Annotated in this window: 20 protein-coding genes; 10 read left to right on the forward strand and 10 right to left on the reverse strand. The window is 64.3% G+C overall.

Features of this window, described 5'->3' with window-relative positions; translation table 11 throughout:
• Positions 1-5: 5 nt before the first annotated feature.
• The 4 genes from AAC691_RS17865 to AAC691_RS17880 form a co-directional block, all read right to left on the reverse strand.
• Positions 6-1,418, reverse strand: coding sequence for a HAMP domain-containing sensor histidine kinase (locus AAC691_RS17865; RefSeq protein WP_342627914.1), 1,413 nt, complete (start codon positions 1,416-1,418; stop codon positions 6-8).
• Positions 1,408-2,091: a response regulator transcription factor gene (locus tag AAC691_RS17870; protein WP_342627915.1), complete on the reverse strand. Its 684-nt coding sequence runs from the start codon at positions 2,089-2,091 to the stop codon at positions 1,408-1,410. The genes AAC691_RS17865 and AAC691_RS17870 overlap by 11 nt, the downstream gene beginning before the upstream one ends.
• A gap of 148 nt (positions 2,092-2,239) precedes the next feature.
• Complete coding sequence (locus AAC691_RS17875) at positions 2,240-2,941, reverse strand: HAD-IA family hydrolase (protein ID WP_342627916.1); 702 nt, start codon at positions 2,939-2,941, stop codon at positions 2,240-2,242.
• 580 nt (positions 2,942-3,521) lie between these two features.
• The gene (locus tag AAC691_RS17880; protein ID WP_342627917.1) at positions 3,522-4,085 is read right to left on the reverse strand and encodes a TetR/AcrR family transcriptional regulator; all 564 of its coding nucleotides are present in this window, start codon (positions 4,083-4,085) and stop codon (positions 3,522-3,524) included.
• A 141-nt stretch (positions 4,086-4,226) separates the two neighbouring features.
• Between AAC691_RS17880 and AAC691_RS17885 the strand changes: the two genes are divergently transcribed.
• The 4 genes from AAC691_RS17885 (at position 4,227) to AAC691_RS17900 (ending at position 7,196) form a co-directional block, all read left to right on the forward strand.
• Complete coding sequence (locus AAC691_RS17885; RefSeq protein WP_342627918.1) at positions 4,227-4,961, forward strand: SDR family NAD(P)-dependent oxidoreductase; 735 nt, start codon at positions 4,227-4,229, stop codon at positions 4,959-4,961.
• On the forward strand, positions 4,958-5,419 hold the full coding sequence (locus tag AAC691_RS17890) for an NmrA family NAD(P)-binding protein (protein ID WP_342627919.1): 462 nt from the start codon (positions 4,958-4,960) through the stop codon (positions 5,417-5,419). The genes AAC691_RS17885 and AAC691_RS17890 overlap by 4 nt, the downstream gene beginning before the upstream one ends.
• A 33-nt stretch (positions 5,420-5,452) precedes the next feature.
• Positions 5,453-6,154, forward strand: coding sequence for a beta-ketoacyl synthase N-terminal-like domain-containing protein (locus AAC691_RS17895; protein ID WP_342627920.1), 702 nt, complete (start codon positions 5,453-5,455; stop codon positions 6,152-6,154).
• Between the two features lie 64 nt (positions 6,155-6,218).
• Positions 6,219-7,196, forward strand: coding sequence for an aldo/keto reductase (locus AAC691_RS17900; protein WP_342627921.1), 978 nt, complete (start codon positions 6,219-6,221; stop codon positions 7,194-7,196).
• Positions 7,197-7,378: 182 nt separating this feature from the next.
• Here AAC691_RS17900 and AAC691_RS17905 read toward each other — a convergent pair whose 3' ends face one another.
• The gene (locus tag AAC691_RS17905; RefSeq protein ID WP_342627922.1) at positions 7,379-8,338 is read right to left on the reverse strand and encodes a helix-turn-helix domain-containing protein; all 960 of its coding nucleotides are present in this window, start codon (positions 8,336-8,338) and stop codon (positions 7,379-7,381) included.
• 121 nt (positions 8,339-8,459) lie between these two features.
• Between AAC691_RS17905 and AAC691_RS17910 the strand changes: the two genes are divergently transcribed.
• Positions 8,460-8,867: an MAPEG family protein gene (locus AAC691_RS17910; RefSeq protein WP_342627923.1), complete on the forward strand. Its 408-nt coding sequence runs from the start codon at positions 8,460-8,462 to the stop codon at positions 8,865-8,867.
• Positions 8,868-8,930: 63 nt separating this feature from the next.
• Complete coding sequence (locus AAC691_RS17915) at positions 8,931-9,656, forward strand: GNAT family N-acetyltransferase (protein ID WP_342627924.1); 726 nt, start codon at positions 8,931-8,933, stop codon at positions 9,654-9,656.
• Here AAC691_RS17915 and AAC691_RS17920 read toward each other — a convergent pair.
• Positions 9,648-10,565 (reverse strand): LysR family transcriptional regulator, encoded by a 918-nt coding sequence (locus AAC691_RS17920; protein ID WP_342627925.1) that lies wholly within the window; start codon positions 10,563-10,565, stop codon positions 9,648-9,650. The two genes, AAC691_RS17915 and AAC691_RS17920, sit on opposite strands and share 9 nt — an antisense overlap.
• Positions 10,566-10,973: 408 nt before the next feature.
• Here AAC691_RS17920 and AAC691_RS17925 point away from each other — a divergent pair, with 408 nt between their 5' ends.
• Positions 10,974-11,828: an NmrA family NAD(P)-binding protein gene (locus AAC691_RS17925; protein ID WP_342627926.1), complete on the forward strand. Its 855-nt coding sequence runs from the start codon at positions 10,974-10,976 to the stop codon at positions 11,826-11,828.
• Between the two features lie 47 nt (positions 11,829-11,875).
• On the opposite strand, the gene AAC691_RS22375 is transcribed toward AAC691_RS17925, so the two are convergent.
• The gene (locus AAC691_RS22375) at positions 11,876-12,217 is read right to left on the reverse strand and encodes a nitronate monooxygenase (protein ID WP_408906013.1); all 342 of its coding nucleotides are present in this window, start codon (positions 12,215-12,217) and stop codon (positions 11,876-11,878) included.
• A gap of 15 nt (positions 12,218-12,232) precedes the next feature.
• On the opposite strand from AAC691_RS22375, the gene AAC691_RS17930 reads away from it, so the two are divergent.
• A complete protein-coding gene (locus AAC691_RS17930) occupies positions 12,233-12,589 on the forward strand; it encodes a hypothetical protein (RefSeq protein WP_342627927.1) in 357 nt (118 codons plus the stop codon).
• The gene (locus AAC691_RS17935) at positions 12,589-13,467 is read left to right on the forward strand and encodes an alpha/beta hydrolase (protein ID WP_342627928.1); all 879 of its coding nucleotides are present in this window, start codon (positions 12,589-12,591) and stop codon (positions 13,465-13,467) included. The genes AAC691_RS17930 and AAC691_RS17935 overlap by 1 nt, the downstream gene beginning before the upstream one ends.
• 102 nt (positions 13,468-13,569) lie before the next feature.
• On the opposite strand, the gene AAC691_RS17940 is transcribed toward AAC691_RS17935, so the two are convergent.
• Positions 13,570-14,340, reverse strand: a complete 771-nt coding sequence (locus AAC691_RS17940) for a class I SAM-dependent methyltransferase (protein WP_342627929.1) — start codon at positions 14,338-14,340, stop codon at positions 13,570-13,572.
• Between the two features lie 110 nt (positions 14,341-14,450).
• Here AAC691_RS17940 and AAC691_RS17945 point away from each other — a divergent pair, with 110 nt between their 5' ends.
• Complete coding sequence (locus AAC691_RS17945; RefSeq protein ID WP_342627930.1) at positions 14,451-15,257, forward strand: helix-turn-helix transcriptional regulator; 807 nt, start codon at positions 14,451-14,453, stop codon at positions 15,255-15,257.
• On the opposite strand, the gene sigJ is transcribed toward AAC691_RS17945, so the two are convergent.
• Together sigJ and AAC691_RS17955 are read right to left on the reverse strand one after the other, a co-directional pair.
• Positions 15,247-16,293 (reverse strand): RNA polymerase sigma factor SigJ, encoded by a 1,047-nt coding sequence (sigJ, locus tag AAC691_RS17950; RefSeq protein ID WP_342627931.1) that lies wholly within the window; start codon positions 16,291-16,293, stop codon positions 15,247-15,249. The genes AAC691_RS17945 and sigJ overlap by 11 nt on opposite strands.
• Entirely contained in the window at positions 16,236-16,688 is a 453-nt protein-coding gene (locus tag AAC691_RS17955) for a carboxymuconolactone decarboxylase family protein (protein WP_342627932.1), read from the reverse strand. The genes sigJ and AAC691_RS17955 overlap by 58 nt, the downstream gene beginning before the upstream one ends.
• Positions 16,689-16,748 lie beyond the last annotated feature (60 nt).

Here is a 16,748-nt window from a genome sequence, read left to right on the forward strand (position 1 = left end):
GATTTTTACAGAGTGCTTCGGACGGCCGCGGCGAAGGTCAGGGTGCAGCGCAGGCCGGGGTGGTTATCGTCCAGCGTGAGTTCGGCATCGTGCAGCCCGGCGATCGCGGCGACCAGGCTGAGGCCCAGGCCGTTGCCCGGCGTCGTGCGGCTGGATTCCAGCCGGAAGAAACGTTGCAGGACCTTCTGCCGCAGGCCGGCGGGAATGCCCGGCCCGGTGTCGCTGACGGTGATGTGGACCCGTTCGCCGGTGCGCCCCGCGTCGAGGGCGAGTGCCGCGCCGGGGCCGGCATGGGTGATCGCGTTTTCGATCAGGTTGGCCACGAGCTGGGTCAGCAATTCGGGATCGCCCTGGACCGGCAGGGGGAGGGGGCCGGGCTGGAACGTCATGGTCTGGCCGCCTTCCTCGGCGACGGGGGCGTAGGCTTCGTGCAAGGTTTGAAGCAGCGGGCGCAGGTCGAGCGCGGTGAAGCCCGCGCGCCGGCTGCCGGCCTCGATCTGGGCGATACGCAGCAGGGCGGAGAAGGTGGACAGGATGCGGTCCAGCTCGCCGCCGGCGCCGGCCAGCGCCTCGCGCAGGGCGTCGCGGGTCAGGTCGTCGCGTTCGGCCAGTTCAAGCTTCTGCCGCAGGCGGGTCAGGGGCGTGCGCAGATCGTGGGCGATGTCGTTGGTGACCTGCGACAGGTTCAGCATCAGGGTGGCGATGCGGTCGAGCATGGCGTTGAGGCTGTCGGCGAGATGGTCGAATTCGTCGCCGCCGCCGCCGCGCGCGATGCGCTGCGACAGGTCGCCATCCATGATCGCGCGGCTGGCCACGCTGATCCGTTCGACCTTGCGGGCCATGCTCATGCTGAGCAGAAAGCCGGAGACGAGCCCCAGCGCGAGGATCGGCCCCAGGCACCAGAGGAAGGCGCGGGCGAGGGACTGGCGCATTTCGGCGACCGAGTAGACGTTCAGTCCGACGAACAGGAAGCGTCCGTCGGGCAGGACGCGGCCCTGGCCGTGGAGGACGGTCGGTTCGGGATTATTTTCATGGCCCAGGCGATGGTCGCGCAGCATCAGCCGGATCCCGGGCACCGGGCGCAGCGCGTGCATGTTGCCGGCCAGCGGTTTGCCGTCGGCCGATTGCAGAAGGTACTGGAATGCCGGCGAGCGGCGGGCCAGGGAGTCGATGACCGTCTTGTACGGATCGCCGTGGAGCGCCGGGTCGGCGGCATCGGCCATCACCTCGGCCATCTCGGCGGCGATCGAGGCATCGACCTGCCGCGTCATGAAGCCGGTCGCCGACCACAGGATGACGACGAGCAGCGCCATCCCCGCCAGGGCGAAGAACGCGGCGTAGGCCAGGGTGAGGCGGAAGACGGTCGTGCGCCACAGCCGCCAGCCGCGCCGCGATCCAGCGGGCGCGCTAACCGGCAACGGGATCGGGCGCGCGCAGGCAGTATCCGGCGCCGCGGACGGTGTGGATCAGTTCGACATGGCCGCGATCGACCTTGCCGCGCAGGCGGCTGATATGGCTTTCGACCAGGTTGGTCAGCGGGTCGAAATGAAAATCCCAGACCAGTTCCATCAACATCGCCCGCGTCAGGACCTGGCCGGCATGACGCATCAGGATTTCGAGCAGCTTGAGTTCGCGCGGCTGCAGGTCGATCGCCTTGCCGGCGCGGGAGGCGGTGCGGGTCAGCAGGTCGATTTCCAGGTCGGCGACCCGCAGCACGGTTTCGCGCGGGCCGCGGGCGGCGCGCCGGCCCAGCGCGCCGACGCGGGCCGCCAGTTCGACCAGTGCGAAGGGTTTGACCAGGTAATCGTCGCCGCCGGCCCGCAATCCGGCCACCCGGTCATCGATGCCGTCCATCGTGGTCAGGAACAGGACGGGGGCCTGGAGGCCGGTGGCGCGCAGCCGGCGCACGATCGACAATCCGTCGAGGCCCGGCAGCATGCGGTCGACGATCAGCAGGTCCCAGTCCTCGGCGGCGCGTTTCAGGCCGGCATGGCCGTCGGCGGCGACGTCGATTGCGTGGCCTTCGCCGCCCAGCCCCTGGGCGATGAAGGCGGTGGATTCCGGATCATCCTCGATCAGCAGGATACGCAAATCGTCCCTCTCCCCGCGCCGCCGCCCTTTGCCGATGGGCGGACTGCCGGCACCCCGTACGCCAGGAAACCGGCGACATCGTCAAGGGGAATCGGGCGCTGCCGGCATCATCGCCGGCGCGGGAGGGGCGCGGGCGATCGGCGGGAGGTCATGGGTGCATGAACAGGCCCAGCGCGCCCGTTTCGTCCTGGCCGTGGGCCAGGCGGACATAATCCGCGATGGCGGGGTGGTGGGTTTCCATCCTGTGGCGATGGGTGGCGGTCAGGACCACGACCCCGGCGCCGGCGCCCTCGGCCGCAGCGATACCGGCGGGCGAATCCTCCCAGACCAGGCAGTCCTCGGCGGCGACGCCCAGGATGCCGGCGGCCAGCAGGAAGCAGTCCGGGGCCGGCTTGCCCCGCGCGACGTCGTCGGCGGTGATGAAGACGGGCGGAATCGGCAGGCCGGCGGCGCGCAGCCGGACCGTGGCCAGCGCGCGGGGCGCCGAGGTGACGATCGCCCAGCGATCGGTGGGCAGCGCGCGGACGAAGGCGTCGGCGCCCGGCAGGGCGATCGTGCCCTCGGCATCCGCGATTTCGGCCTGGGTGATGCGGTCGGCCTCGTGCTCGGGGTCGATGTCCGGCAGGTTCAACTGGCGGATCGTTTCGACCGCGCGGACACCGTGCAGGACTTTCAGCACCGAATCCGGCGCCAATCCATGCCCTTCGGCCCAGCGGCTCCAGACGCGGTTGGCCGAGGCGATGCTGTCGAGCAGCGTGCCGTCCATGTCGAACAGGAAGGCCGCGTAGGCACGTTGCATCGGCCAGAGGGGCATCGAGAGAGGCGGCTGAAGGGGCGTTTCGTGCTGCATCCTGTCGTGCCTTTTCGTGTCTTGCCGTGTCGTGCGCGATGTCCGGGCGGTCTGGGCAGGGGTAGACTAGCTGCAGGTGCGGCACGCCGCTACCCGGCGCGGCCGGCGGCGGCGTGCCGCCAGCTTCGATCGCGAAATGGCGGTGTACACTTTCCGGTGCGTCCTGCTGCAAGGCGCGGATGGCGGTGAGCCTGGGGCGTGCGGTGCGCGCGCGCCCCTCGGCGACGTCCATGCGCAGCCGGCTCGGCCGTGGGCGGCCACTCATTCGCCGACGGCGTCGTCCCGCCCATGATGTCGCGCAGCAGTTCCAGGGCTTGCGGTCATCATGGCTGGGGCGTCAGCCGTGCGATCCATTTTTTAGGTGTTTTGCTGCGATGATGGCGGCCCGATCTGCTAGCCCGACACACCGACACCAGAAACCCCACGGACGAACGGATCTCCGATCATGAGGGTGACGGTGCTTCGACGGTGAAGACGTCAGCTTTCTCGGCTCAACGCTTATTCTCGCCGGCCATTTTCCCCAGCTCATCGAATGCGGCTATCGGCAATGCTGAGCTTGGGCATCAGGTCGATTCCTTTCCTACTCGGTCCTGTCGAGCAGCACCTTTACGGCCTCTTTCGCCGCCACGAAGGGGGCGACTTCATTGAATACTTGAGCCAGAAGAAGGGCGCCTTGGAAGAGTATATTGATCTGGCGCCCTAGATCACCTGCCCGCTTGTATCCGGCAGCTATACAGAGTGTGGTGAAGCGCTCCTCAACCCGCCGGGGAGCCTTCGCACCATGTCTGGCGATCTCAGCATTCTTTCCAGAAAATTCCTGGCTGGCCTTAATCCCCAGACATCCACGGGTTGGCTCCTTTTCCATCATCTCCCTGCGAATATCAAAAAAGCGCAATATCTGCTCGCGGGGATCGGCATTCGATGGCAGGGGATCGAATAGCTCCCGAATAATGTCCTCGCCATAGAAGTCCAACACGGCTTCGATCAGATCTTCCTTCGATGGGAAGTATTTGTAGAGCGTGCGCTTCGAAATGCCGCTTTCAGCGAGAATGGTGTCGACGCCGGTCGCGTGAAAACCGCCATCGTAAAACCGGCTGAAGGCCAGCCGGACGATCTCCTCTCGCTTGCTCTCCGTGCCAGGCATCTCAGCTTACCCTGCTCCAATTGAGGTGCATTCCTATAGCCAATGCCCTTGACGATGTAAACAGATCGGTTTACACAGCCTGTGTGTAAACCGATCTGTTTACCGCCTGCCAAAATACCCGAAATCAGAAAAGGGCTCCCGATGTCTTATCAGAACAAAGTCGCCTTGGTCACAGGCGCCAACCGCGGGATCGGAGCGGCAATCACGCGCGAACTCCTCAAATCGAATGTCGCCAAGGTCTATGCCACGGCGCGCCGTGCTGATTCACTGCCACACTTCGGCGACAGTCGCGTGGTTCCGCTGCAGCTCGATGTGACGAGCGACACATCCGTCGCGAACGCCATTCACGCGGCGAAGGATGTCGATATCCTCATCAACAATGCCGGCACTATGGCCTACGGCAACTGGATCGACAGCGCCCAGGACGTGATCGAAGCCGACATGAACACGAATTTCTATGGTACGCTTCGTGTCACACGCGCTTTCCTGCCGCAGTTCACGTCACGGGGTTCGGGCACGATCGCCAACGTGGTCAGCATCGTCGGACTGGCGCCCGTGCCACTTCTGGCCGGCTATTCAGCGTCCAAAGCCGCCCTTCAGTCGTTCACTCAAAGTCTGCGCGGCACACTGGCCAAGTCGGGCATCACCGTCCTCGGCATCTATCCAGGCCCGGTAGACACGGATTTGGCAAAGGGCATCCCTCTCGCAAAGGAGCAGCCTGAGGTGGTTGCCGCGAAAATCATTCAGGGCATTGCCGAGAGCCAATCGTACATCTTCCCGGACGCCATGGCGCTGCAGGTCGAACTTCTCTGGGCATCCAACGGGCGCGAGCTAGAGGTCGCGCTCCGCGCCGCGGAAGAGGGTGCCGCAGCATGAAGCCGGCAATCCTTGTAACCGGCGCCACGGGTTCCACCGGAGCGTCCACCGTCCAGCAACTCCTTGATCTTGGTTATCCCGTTCGTGCCTTCGTCCACCGCGAAGATGAGCGGTCGCATAAGCTGGCAGCCGTCGGCGCCGAAGTGATGGTCGGCGACCTTCTCGATTTCCAGGCCGCGCGCAAAGCCTTCGCGGGCATGCAACGGGCCTACTTCGTGTATCCGATCTACCCCGGCGTCACGCAAGCCTCGGCACAGTTTGCTCAAGCTGCCCGCGAGGTTAAGGCAGAGTTTATCGTCAACATGTCGCAGAAGTCATCGCGTTCGGACGCGAAGAGCAATGCGGCGCTTCAGCACTGGCTCTCGGAACAGGTGTTCAACTGGGCGGGAATCCCAGTTGCCCATCTTCGGCCGACTTATTTTGCCGACTGGTCCGGGGCGTCGAGAGCCGCTTTCTAGCCCAACACCTGGATGAGGTGGCTCGGGATCATCGTGAAGGCATTTTTGCCGGCACCAATGATTTCATCGAGAAAATTGGCAAACGCCGGGTTCGCGGCAGCGCGGGCACTCTCGACGGGGTATAATGACAAGCCCGCCAGTGCCTCGCGTCCCTTCGATGCCGGGCGTGATGGCTTTGTAATGGGCGAAGGCGCCGGCATCCTCGTGATTGAGTCCTTGCATCACGCCTTACATCGCGGTGCGCCACCCCTGGCCGAACTCGTCGGCTACGGGACCAGCGCAGACGCGTATCATCTCACTGCTGGCCCGGAAGACGGCAGCGGTGCCGCACGGGCAATGCTTGCCGCCTTGAGGCAGGCGGATATCGAGCCGTCCCTGGTGCGCCACCTTAATGCGCATGCGACATCCACGCCGGTCGGGGACCGCAGCGAGATCGCTGCAATTAAAAGCATCTTCGGGCCAAAGCCCGGACTGGCGATCAGCGCGACCAAGTCGGCCACGGGTCACATGCTCGGCGCGGCAGGCGGGGTCGAGGCGATCTTCACTATCAAGGCTCTTCACGACCGAGTGGTGCCACCAACGCTCAACCTGATCGACCCCGATCCGCTCGCTACGGGTCTCAATATTGTCGGCCCGACGGCGCGACCCTGGGATTTCCAATACGCGATCTCAAACGGCTTCGGCTTTGGCGGCGTCAACGCGAGCGTTCTCTTTCGCCGCTGGGACGGGCGCTGATAATGCTCGCAACCTGGGCTTTGCGATCTCTGACAGCTGGCGCGGACTTCAAGGAGTAGAATTCATGCAATTTAGAAAGCTTGGCGGCACGGGGCTTCAAGTGTCGCGGCTGTGCATCGGCACCGGCACGTTTGGGAAACAGACTGACGAAGCCGAAGCGTTCCGCGTTCTGGATGCCGCCGCTGATGCCGGTGTGAACTTCATCGATACCGCCGACATTTATCCGGGCGTCATGGAACTGGCAGAGGTCGGCCGGGCTGAAGAAATCACAGGCCGTTGGCTGAAGGACAGGCGGGGGCAATTCATCATCGGCACGAAGGCCGGCTGGCCCATGGGCCCCTTCCCTTGGGACCAAGGTTGCTCTCGCAAGCATCTGCTTTCTGCGATCGATGAGTCGTTGCGGCGTCTGAACACGGATTATATCGATCTTTATCAATTACATCGGGATGACGCGGACACACCGTTGGACGAGACAGTCGAAGCCCTCGACATCATTGTTCGGTCGGGAAAGGCACGCTACATCGGCGTATCGAATTTCCTGGCATATCGTCTGGCACGAGCGATCGGGCGCCAGGACATGCTGCGGCTCGCGCGGTTCGTATCCGTCCAGCCGCGGTATAACCTTCTGACTCGGGACATCGAGCGCGAATTGCTGCCGCTGGCAAAAGAAGAGAACATCGCTGTAATACCGTTCAACCCCCTGGCCGGCGGCCTTCTCACCGGTAAATACAAACGGGACGACAACCCTGAGCAAGGGCGATTCTCAGCCGAGGTCGGGCGGTTTGGTGCGATGTACCGAGACCGCTACTGGCACCAGCGCGAGTTCGACACGATCGACGAGCTCCGCAGTCTAGCTGACGGCCAGAATACATCCATGCCGACAATGGCGATTGCATGGATCTTGGCCAATCCGACGATAACGTCCGTCATCCTCGGGGCAAGCAGGACGGCGCAGCTGACCGATACGCTGGCGGCCGTAGACTATGATCTCTCGCCAAATCTCAAAGCTGAATTTGACGCACTAACAGAGGCCTATCGCTGAGACGAGGGTGGAGGGTTCTGCCTGGAGAATAGAACTGAGCAACGCTGCCTGACCCCGTTCGAGGATGTTCTCGGTTGAGGAAATAGTCGAGCTTTCTACAGCACTGGCAACCATTTGAACGTCACCCAGACCCAACACCCATGGAGTTTCAGCACATCGCTTCCACAGGATAGCCAGGGGGTCTACTCCTCGGCGCGTAACTCTCGAACCCCTCGGCCGAGCCGCCTACGCAACAGGTTCCGCAGAGTCCCCGTATCATCGTACCCGACTTCACTCGCAATATGATCGAGGTCCTGCCCTAACGAGATCAGATGCTGCGCCCGTTCGACCCGCAGGTCCTGGAAGAAGGCAAGTGGGGACTTGCCGAGCACGGCCTCGGTGCGGCGTTGCAGCGTGCGCGGCGTAACAGCTAGGGCTTTCGCCGCGGCCTGCAGCGAAAAGCCCGAGGTCAGGTGCTCGCGCGCCCATCGTTCGAATTGCTCGATCAACGGATCGGCGTGCGCCAGAAAATCCGGGATGATGTATCTGGCTTGTGAGGGGCGTCGGTCGATCAGCATGAACCGCGCGACAAGCGCAGCCAATTCGGGGCTCGTCTGGCGCATGAGCCACAGGGCGAGATCCAAATGTCCCATCGCCGCCCCTGCCGTCACGATTCGGCCGGAGGCGGCTATCATACGTGTATCGTCGAGACGGACGCGCGGGTAGCGTTGTCGAAATAGTGGTGCAAGCGACCAGGTCGTGGTCGCCTCATGACCGTCGAGAAGCCCGGATTCGGCGAGCAGGAATGTTCCAATGCAAGCCGCCGCAATGCCCGCACCGCGTGCGTGCCAGGCGCGAAGCTGTATGGCCGTCTGCAGGACGTCCTCGCGATCCAAGGCCCGGAGCAGTTGCTGCGGCTGCTTGGCGTTGAGCGCTGGCACAACGACCCAGTCAGGTCTGCGCACGCGGTGCAGCAGCTCGACAGTCACCGTCAGGCCGAGACCAGTGCGGACCTGCTCCTGCAAGCCGACGACCCGTGCTTCGAACGGTGGGCGGGCGATACCTTGCATCACGGCCAACTCATTCGCCGCCGCGATGGTGTCCAGCAACACCGCCAACCCCGTGTCGAAAACGCCCTCGAGCGCGAGGATAGCAAGTCGCATGTCGCAAATGACCCGGAGATTGTCACATACGACCGTAGCCTAAGCGTCGTGGAAAATCTACGGTACGGGCTAGTGGCGCATGCAGGATGCGCAGGCCTCTGACGAATGATGAAGTGACACGATGCAACTCACGCCAGAACTCTATTTCCTTGTGCTGATCGCGTGTCTGACCGTGTTGATGTGGATTCCCCATACGATCGCCCGGGTTTTGACGCGTGGCCTCATGCCGGCGTTGCGCAACCCCGATCCATCATATACCGCCGACCCGGCATGGGCCGAGCGAGCAAGACGTGCCCACGCCAATGCCACCGAGAATCTGGTTGTATTCGCACCGCTGGTCATCGTCGCGACGCTCCTGGGCGTGCACACGCCGGCAACGGTCATCGCGGCCAAGATCTATTTTGGCGCGAGGATTGTCCATTACCTCGTCTATGCAGCCGGCATACCCGTCGTAAGGACGCTCGTCTTTGTTGTCGGCGTCGGCGCCACCTTGGTGTTCGCGGCCGCGATTCTCGGCCATGCCTCTTAGATCTGGCCACCGCGATCTCCGGAATTTCTTCCGAGCTTCGAGGACACCGTGACGAATCTCCCAATGGCGCGGGCGGCAGCACCGGTTGAGAAACAGGTAACGAGGCAGGAGCCCCTTGATGCCCCGGTATGGGCGGCTCTGACATCGGGCAATCGGGCGCTGGCCGAAGGAGGCCCACGGGCAAAGTGCTATCTGCCCGACGTTGCCCCCTTTGGGGCCATCGCGGACCGATCCGACGCATCCTTTGCTTCCCTGGTGAAGCTTGTCGCCCGCAACGGGCGGGTTGTGCTGGAGACGATGGATGCCCTCGTCCCGCCATCCGGTCTGACGGTCGAAATGCAGAAGCCGATCCTGCAGATGGTTCTGGAAACGGCACAGGTCAGTGTTCCGCCCGGCCCCGACTATGTTGATCTGAGACAGTCGGACGTGGCGGAGATGATGGACCTCGCCGCTCGCACCAAGCCCGGCCCGTTTGGCCCGCGGACGATCGAGTTGGGCCGCTATATCGGTTTTCGTTTCGACGGGGTGCTGGCTGCGATGGCCGGCGAACGGATGCGATTCGATCGCTTCGTGGAGATCAGCGCTGTGTGCGTTGACCCGGCATACCGAGGCAAAGGCTATGCCGCTTGCCTGATGATGCAGCTTGCGCGCGCGATCAGGGAACGTGATCTGATCCCGTTCCTGCATGTGTTCGAGGACAATGAGGGTGCTATCGCGCTATACAAAAAACTAGGCTTCGTTATCCGAGAGCGCTTTTTCGTCACGAGCTTACGATCGGCCTCAATATAGCGCCGTCGCGCCGGCCGAAATCTCGCGGACGAAGTCAAGAAACGCCCGAACCTTGGCAGGGGGAAGATGCCGAGACGGGTGATAGGCAATGAGCGGATATCGCTCGTCGGACCAATCGGCTAGAATCTGCACGAGTTCACCTCGTGCGAAAAAGGGTGCCATGCCAATCCCAAGACTCTGGAAGATCCCCTGACCCGCGATGCAGGCAGAGAGAGCCGCTGACGGGTCATCGGTCATGAACCGACCCGTCGGGGTCTGGATTTCGATAACCTTGCCGCCCCGGTGGAATTCCCATGAAAACGGGCGGCCGGTCTGGGGATCGCGAAACAGCAGGACTTCGTGGTGCTCGAGATCATGAGGCGTCGCCGGCATGCCGTGCTTCTCGAGATAGGCGGGCGACGCGCAAGTCAGTACCGGCACCTCAAGCATCTGTCGCGCGATCAGGGATGACGTATCCGGCGGCCCAAAGCGCACAGCCACGTCGATCCCGGCCATCATCTCCTCACGATAATTACTGGTCGTCAGATCGACGGACAACAATGGGTACCGGGCGAGAAACTCCTGCATACGCGACGCCAGCACCGTGCGTGCGAACCACGGATCGACAGAGACACGAAGGCGGCCGTTTATCAGCACCGCGGTGCCGGCCGCCTGGGCAGCAGCCTCTTCGAGCCCAGCGAGAAGCGGCATGACCTGGGCATGAAAGCGCAGCCCTTCCTCAGTCAGCACGACATCTCGCGCATTGCGATCGAAAAGGCGGACGCCGATGCGCGCTTCTAGCCGCGCAACTGCTCGACTGACACCGGAGGGCGTCAACCCCAGCATCTTCGCGGCTCGCGCGAAGTTCCCAGTATCCGTCACGGCCGCGAGAACGCCCGCCCCGGTCAGCAATCGCGTATCGAACGTCAATCCTGGGCTCCCTGCAGCAGTTCAATCTGAGCATGCATCCGCATGCCACAACAATGATTCTGAGTCACTATAACTTTGATATTAATGCTCTGGCCTCACCATCCATAGCGGCGTAGATGGACCCATCCTGGTTGCTTCGATGAGGGTGGAATGAAGGACGTATCGCGCAGAGCCCTGTTGGCCGGCGGAGAACTTCCGGCCGCTGGCGCAGCGCTTAATGGCGGTCGGGCCGCCGCATCGCAGCCACTGTCGCAAGAGCTTTGGGTAGGTATCGGCGTTCCCTTCACTTAGGCCCTACCCTTCCACGACCCGAAGATCGCTGCCCTTTACGGCACCTTCGAGCGCGGCCCCCGGGCGGCCCTCGCCTGGCCACGCTCCTTTTCCGACTAATTTCTTGGGAGTGACATCATGTACGCAATCACGGGTATCACTGGCAAAGTGGGCGGCGCGCTCGCGCGCAAGCTGCTGGCGGAGGGACATGCGGTGCGCGCCGTACTCCGTGACGCTACGAAAGCAGGTCCTTGGGCAGCGCAAGGCTGCCAGATCGCCTTTGCGGGAATGGAGGAACCGGCGCGGCTAGCGGCTGGATTTGAAGGGGTAGAAGGCGTTTTCATCCTTCCGCCTTCGGAGTTCGATCCGGCGCCAGGCTATCCCGAAGCCAGGATCGTCATTGATGCGGTGACCGCTGCGCTCAAAGCCGCCAAACCCAAGAAGATCCTCTGCCTATCGACCATCGGTGCCGATGCGCCGCACGACAACCTCCTGTCTCAGCGTACGTTGATGGAGGAGGCGGTCGGCGCGCTAGGACTTCCTGTCACCTTCCTGCGGCCGGGTTGGTTCATGGAGAATGCGTTGTGGGACGTGGCCTCGGCTCGCGAGGGCATTTTGCACTCCTTCTTGCAGCCCGCCGACAAGCGCTTCCCCATGGTGGCGACGCAGGATGTCGGATCCACCGCGGCAGAGCTGCTTGTGCAGGATTGGGATGGCGCACGTGTCGTCGAGTTGGAAGGTCCTGTGCGAGTGTCACCCAATGACGTGGCATCGGCCTTTGCGACGGCACTCGGCCGGTCCGTCCGCGTCGAAGTCGTGCAGAGATCGACCTGGGAGGAACTCTTCACATTACAAGGCATGAACCACCCTCTGCCCCGCATCCGCATGCTCGACGGCTTCAATGAGGGGTGGATCGATTTCGCTGATAACGGTGCTTCGGCAATTAAAGGCCCGACGCCACTGGCTGACGTGATCGCGAAACTCGTTCGATAGAGCGATGGCCATGCAGGCGATAAAGTGTGAGATCCGACGAAATCGTTTCAATTTTCCTGGCCTAATTTCAGGTAATCGAGCATGCTGTGGAGCTGTGGAGCTGTGGAGCTGTGGAGCTGTGGAGCTGTGGAGCTGTGGAGCTGTGGAGCTGTGGAGCTGTGGTCAGCGCGTCGCGCGACGCAGGAAGCAGGAAGCAGGTTGACGCCGAACGGTCGCGCGGTCCGCGCCTGTACTTTCCGGATCACCTGCCGTGCAGTGACGGCATCGGACGCGCCGAGCCCGAGAAAGCCGAACCCGCCCACCTCTGACATGGACGCCGCCAAGGTTGAAGTCGAAGCGTCAGAGAGTGTCCGATCTTCTGTGTATGAGTGATCTGGTCCATGCTTCACCGAAAGGAAGCATGAATGACCATCTCGAAGGAACTCCTGGACGAATTGCTGACAGGCGTGGAACGTGCTGAAGATCTGCTCGGAGACGCCGGGCTGCTGAAGGAGCTGAAGATTCGGCTCATGGAGCGTATGCTCGGTGCGGAGTTGACCGCGCATCTGGGCTATGAGGAAGGCAAGGCTGTCCGGCCGGCGCCGGCCAGACTGCCTTCATCAAGAGCCGCGACGAAGACGCGCATGGCGTCGATCCGATCCATGATTGTTCCGATCTATGCAAAACTGACTTCCATTCTGCATAAATTCACCCGAAATCGGCAACAGATTACCGTCAGGGCACGGCAATACCGCCCGTCACGACTGACAGGACCACATTAATGCACCCGCCCATCCGCACCCGCTTCCGCCATGCCCAGGTGAACGACGTTTCGGTCTTCTATCGCGAGGCTGGCAACCCCGCGCACCCGACCCTGCTGCTGCTGCACGGTTTTCCCAGTTCGTCGCATATGTTCCGTGACCTGATCCCGCTACTGGCCGAACGGTTCCACCTGGTCGCGCCGGATCTGCCGGGCTTCGGCTTTACCCAGGCGCCCGCGCGCGGCGACTATGCCTATACGTTCGACAATCTGGCCCGCACCATCGAAGGCTTCGTCGATGCGATCGGCCTGACGCGTTATGCGATCTATGTGTTCGACTACGGCGCACCCGTCGGCTTCCGCGTGGCCTTGAGCCGGCCGGAGCGGGTTACGGCGATCATCTCACAGAACGGCAATGCCTACGAAGAGGGATTGAGCGACGGTTGGGCGCCGATCCGCACCTACTGGACCGACCCGACACAGGAAAATCGCGACGCCATCCGTTTTCTGCTGACCTTCGAGGGGACGAAGTGGCAGTACGTGCATGGGGTGCCCGACGAATCAAAGGTGGCGCCGGAATCCTACACGCTGGACCATGCGCTGCTGACCCGTCCGGACAATGACGAGATCCAGCTCGATCTGTTCCTGAATTATGCCAGCAATGTTGGGCTCTATCCCGCGTTCCAGGATTATTTCCGGACCCGCAAGCCGCCTGTCCTGGCCGCCTGGGGCCGACATGACCCGTTCTTCCTGCCGCCGGGCGCGGAAGCATTCCGCCGCGACAACCCGAATGCGGACGTGCATCTGCTCGATACCGGGCATTTCGCGCTGGAAACGCATGCGGTTGAAATTGCCGGCTTGATGGAAGGCTTCCTGGGCCGGGTCATCGCGCGGACCTGATTTCAAGCCAAGGCATCGCACGGGCTGATGCACTGGTTTGCAGGGCCCTACCGGCTCTATCTCCGCCGGACGTGTCCGCAGGCGTGCCGGCCTGGGCGCGGGTCAGGCCGCGTGGGGCGCGAGTACGAAACTGGCGGTATCCAGCAGGAAGCTGCCGTCGGCCTCGATCGCGAAATGGCGGCGTACACTTTCCGGTGCGTCCTGCTGCAAGGCGCGGATGGCGGTGATCCGCGCCTGGGGCGCGCGGGTGCGCGCGACCCAGTCGGCGAAGTCCATGCGCAGCCGGCGCGGGGTGACGGCCTGCACGGCGAAGCCGGCGCGGCCGCAGGCGGCCACCCATTCGGCGATGGCGTAGTCCCGCACATGCGTGATGTCGCGCAGCAGTTCCAGGGTTTGCAACCAACTGTCGCACAGCGGATCGGCGGGGGCGACGACGTCGGCGAAGATGGCGAAGCCGCCGGGTTTCAGCACCCGGCGGGCCTGGCGCAGTCCGGATTCCATGTCGCGCCAGTGATGAGTGGAAAACCGGCACAGCACGGCGTCGAACCGGGCGTCGGCGAAGGGCAGGGATTCGGCCGCCGCCTGCCGCGTGACGATGTTGGCCAGGCCCCGTGTGGCGGCGGTGCGCGCCACGGCGTCCAGCATGTCCGGCGTGATGTCGCAGGCCGTGACCTGGCCGACATGGGGGGCGGCGCGGTAGCTGACATGGCCGCCGCCGCAGCCCAGGTCCAGCACGGTTTCCAGCCCCCGGCCGGCGACGGATCGTTCGATCTGGTCCAGGTCGGCGCCATCGGCATGGACCGCGCTGGCCACGTACTCGGCAGCGCGGGGGCCGTATCGTTCGGCGGTGAAATCCTGGTGCGTCTCGGTCATGGGGGGCTCCTGCGTGGTTGTGCCCGGATCGGCTGTCCGGCGGCGCAGGCAGGATGGTATGGCGTATAATCGGGTATAAGATCCAAATTTATACGGGTATGAAAACCACCATGACGCTTCGTGCCGCAATGCCGCCATCCGATCCGCGCCGGGCGCTGGGGGCGTTTTTGCGTGCGCGGCGCGAGGCCCTGTCGCCCGCCGACGCGGGGATGTATCCGATGCCGGGCCGTCGCCGCACGCCAGGGTTGCGGCGCGAGGAGGCGGCGCAGCTCTGCGGGATCAGTACGACCTGGTACACCTGGCTGGAGCAGGGGCGGCCGGTCGCCTGTTCGGCGGCGACCCTGGCGCGGCTGGCCGAGGCGCTGCGCCTGTCGCGGGCCGAGCGGGCCTATCTGTTCGAACTGGCGCGGCAGACCGATCCGCGCCCGCTCGATGCCGGCGCCGCGCCGTGCGTGCCGCCCGAATTGCTGGCCTTGCCCGGACTGGTCCTGGTGCCGGCCTATCTGCTGGACCGGTCCTGGTCGGTCAGGGCCGCGAACGACGCGGCGCGGCGGCTGTTCGCGGCCTGGATCGGCGGGGCGGAACCGAACCTGCTGCGCTATGTGTTCCTGGACCCGGGGGCGCGGGGTTTCCTGGATGACTGGGAGGAGAGCGCTCGGCGCATCCTGGCCGAATTCCGGGCCGAGATGGCGCGGCTGTCGGAGGATGCGTCGATCGTGGCGATGCTGGACCGGCTGCATGGCGAAAGCCCGGATTTCGCCCGGCTGTGGCGCGGCCATGCGGTGCTGCCGCGGGCCGGCGGGCGGCGGCGTTTCCATCATCCGCTGGACGGGACCGTGTCCTATGTCCAGGCGACGCTGGTTCCGGCCGGCCATCCGGACCATAAGCTGGTGATCCTGACCCCCGTCACGGAATAGGGGCCCACGGAATAAAGGCCCACGGAATAGGGGCTATGGCGGCGAGATGGCCCAGTTTTTGCGGATTGCGGACAATATAGATCGTGGCGATCCGGCTGCCGTGCCCCTCGTTGCGCCACTCCAGTGCCGTGGTCTGGGGCAGCCCGTCGGCTTCTTGCGTCACGTAGCCCGGCAGGGCGTTGACCGGCCCGCGATAGAGCAGCTTCGCCGGTCCCGGTTTCCTGGCGGCCAGGCCGGCGAACAGGCGCAGCAGCTTCTCCCGCCCCCGGATGGGATTGAGGGCGGCCGGACGCAGGCCGCCCCCATCGGTATAGGCCACGGCGTCCTCGGCCAGCAGCGTGCGCAGCGTGTCGATATCGCCCTGCTGTACCGCCCTGTAGAAGGCGTCGGTCAATCGGGCGGCGCCGGCGGTGTCGAGCGTGATGGTGTTGGGCATGATGGTGTCGGGCGCGGTGGTGTCGGGCATGGGGGTGTCGTGCAGGCGTGCGCGTGCGCGGCCGGCGGCCTTGCGGCAGGCCGTGGCGCTACGGCCCACCATCGGGGCGATTTCGGCGAAGGGCAGGTCGAACACGTCATGCAGGATGACGATCGCGCGTTCGACCGGCGAGAGGCGCTGCAGCGCCAGCAGGATGGCGACCGAGAGATCCTGCCGCCGCGCCAGGGCGGCCTCCTGCGGTGCGGCGTCGTCGTCGATCACGGGTTCGGGCAGCCAGACGCCGACATAATGTTCGCGCCGCGCCCGGGCCGAGCGCAACTGGTCGAGGCACAGGCGGGCGGCGATGGTCAGCAGGACGGAGCGGGCGTCGCGTACCGCCGCCCGGTCGGCCGCCCGCCAGCGCAGGAACGCATCCTGCGCCACGTCCTCGGCCAGGGCCAGGGAGCCGGTCATGCGATAGGCCAGGCCGATCATTTCGGCGCGGTGGGCCAGAAAGGGGCCGAGACCGTCGGGATCGGGATCGGGATCGGGATCGGGGGCGGTCAGGAGGCGGTCTCCGGCGGCGGGGCGACGGCGAAGCCGATCGCGATGCGGTTCCAACTGTTGATGGTGCAGATCAGCAGGGTGAGATCGACCTTTTCCGTGTCGGTGAAATGGGGGTTCAGCGCCTGGTACACCGCATCCGGCGCGCCGTCGGTGGCGATGCGGGTCAGGGTTTCGGTCCAGGCCAGGGCCGCGCGTTCGCGGGGCGTGTAATGCGGGGCCTCGCGCCAGGCGGACAGCAGGTAGAGGCGGGCCTCGCTCTCGCCGGCGCGGCGGGCGTCGCGCGTGTGCATGTCGATGCAGAAGGCGCAGCCATTGATCTGCGACGCCCTGGTCTTCACCAGTTCGATCAGGCTGCGTTCCAGCCCGCTGGTGGTGACCGCGCGTTCGAGGGCGAACAGGGCGGCCATGGTCCTGGGGGCGGCCTTGGCGTAGTCCAGTCGTTGGGTCATGGGACTCTCCCGTGCTGATGGGTTACGGGATCAAGACGGGACAGCGCGGCCGGATGTGAC

Origin of the sequence: Nguyenibacter vanlangensis (assembly GCF_038719015.1) — a bacterium.
Taxonomy (GTDB): Bacteria; Pseudomonadota; Alphaproteobacteria; order Acetobacterales; family Acetobacteraceae; genus Gluconacetobacter; species Gluconacetobacter vanlangensis.